1 protein-coding gene is annotated in these 2,252 nt (G+C 73.4%); it reads left to right on the top strand.

Features of this window, described 5'->3' with window-relative positions; translation table 11 throughout:
- A partial coding sequence (locus tag ACZ4WZ_RS28785) for a D-alanyl-D-alanine carboxypeptidase family protein (protein WP_467894777.1) occupies positions 1-2,156 on the top strand: 2,156 nt, incomplete at its 5' end.
- Positions 2,157-2,252 lie beyond the last annotated feature (96 nt).

Genomic DNA, 2,252 nt, shown 5'->3' on the forward strand with positions numbered 1-2,252 from the left:
TGCGTACCACCGCGTTCGGTGTGGTGAAGCCGGACGCCGGCGCGGAGGGGACCGAGGACGGTGAGGACGCCGACGCCGAGCGCACCGCCGTCTTCCGTGCGGTGAAGCCGGGTTCCGCTTCGGCGGGTGCCGAGAAGGACGCGAAGCCGGCCGGGAAGCCGTCCGGGGACGTGCGTACCACCGCGTTCGGTGTGGTGAAGCCGGACGCCGGCGCGGAGGGGACCGAGAAGGACGCGAAGTCCGGTGCGGGGGCGGCGGATGCCGCGAAGCCGGCCGGGAAGCCGTCCGGGGACGTGCGTACCACCGCGTTCGGTGTCGTGAAGCCGGACGCCGACGCCAAGGGTGCCGAGGACGGCAAGGAGGCCGACAGCGAGCGCACCGCCGTCTTCCGCGCGGTCAAGCCCGGCTCCGCCCCCGCCGACGCCAAGAAGCCGGCGACGCCCCCCGCGGACTCCGACAGCGAGCGCACCGCCGTCTTCCGCGCCGTGAAGCCCGGCTCCGCCCCCGCCGACGCCAAGAAGCCGGCGACCGACAAGCCCGCCGGCAAGCCCGCCGACAAGCCCGCCGACAAGCCGTCCGGGGACGTCCGAACCACCGCGTTCGGCGTCGTGAAGCCGGACGCCGGCGGCAAGGACGCCGAGAAGCCCGGCACGCCCCCGGCCGCGCCCGGAAAGCCCTCCCAGGCCCCCCGCGCCGCGAAGCCCGGCGCCGCGAAGCCCGGCGCCGAGAGCGACCGCCGCGTCAGCACCTTCGTACCGCTGCGCGGCGAGGGCGAGTCCGGCCCCGCCGCGAAGCCCGCGGCCAAGCCCACCCCGCCGCCGGCCCCGCCGCGCCTGGACCCCAGCGAGCGGACCACCCAGCAGCCGCTGCCCCCCAGGCCGCCGCTCGACATGCTGGCGGACCTCACCAACAACCCGCCCCCGCCGCCCACGCCGATGCGGAACGCCATCCGGCGGGTCAAGATCTACGCGCCGCTCGTGCTGCTCCTGGCCATCGTGATCGCCGTCGTGCAGCTGGTGCGCCCGCTGCCCGCGCCGAAGCTCAAGCTGACCGCGAAGGCCACGTACACCTTCCCCGGCGGGGCGCCCAACCTGCCCTGGCCGGCCGAGGGCCAGGCCTCCATGGCGGCCGCGGGCCTCGGCACGATCGGCAGCTCCGGCGAGCAGAAGCCGGTGCCGATCGCCAGCGTCACGAAGTCGATGACGGCGTACATCATCATGCGCGACCACCCCTTCAAGAAGGGGGAGAAGGGCGTGATGATCGACATCGACAAGACCGCCGAGACCGAGGGCCAGAAGGACAAGTCGGACAACGAGTCCACCCTCAACACGGTCAAGGAGGGCGAGAAGATCTCGGAATACGACGCGATCGCCGCCCTGATGATCCCGTCGGCCAACAACATCGCCCGGCTGCTCGCGCGCTGGGACTCCGGTTCCCAGGAGGCGTTCGTCAAGAAGATGAACGACACCGCCAAGGAACTCGGCATGACCAACACCACCTACACCGACCCCTCGGGCCTGGACGCCACCACGGTCAGCACCGCCGAGGACCAGGTGAAGCTCGGACTGAAGATCGTCGAGATGCCGGCCCTGGTCGACATCACCCGCATGCCCAGCTGGACCGACCAGACCGGCAAGACCTGGCCCAACTGGAACCGCCTCGTCCCCGCCAACGACTCCCTCGGCATCAAGACCGGTACGACGACCAAGGCCGGCGGAAACCTCCTCTTCGCGGCCCAGAAGAAGGTCGGCGACACCAACCAGCTGCTCGTCGGCGCGGTCCTCGGCCAGCACAAGCCGCCGATCATCGACAGCGTCATCGCCGCGAGCCGGTCGCTGCTGATCGCCACCCAGAAGGAGGTCCAGGGCGCGCCCGTCGTGAAGAAGGGCCAGGTCGTGGGCTACGTGGACGACGGGCTCGGCGGTCACACGCCGGTCGTCGCCACCGCCGACGTCCAGGCGGTCGGCTGGTCCTCGCTCACCGTGGCCATCAAGCTCGGCGACGGCGGCACCGCCATTCCGGAGTCGGCGAAGGCCGGGACCCAGGTCGGCGTGCTGACCGTCGGCGACGGCGCCAGCCAGGTCAAGGTGCCCGTGGCGCTCCAGCGCGCTCTGGACACCCCGGGCTTCGGCAGCAAGCTGACCCGGATCGGCTGATCCGGCGGGGGGGGGGGGGGGGGGGGGGGGGGGGGGGGGGGGGGGGGGGGGGGGGGGGGGGGGGGGGGGGGGGGGGGGGGGGGGGGGGGGGGGGGG

This window comes from Streptomyces sp. NPDC029122, assembly GCF_055569445.1.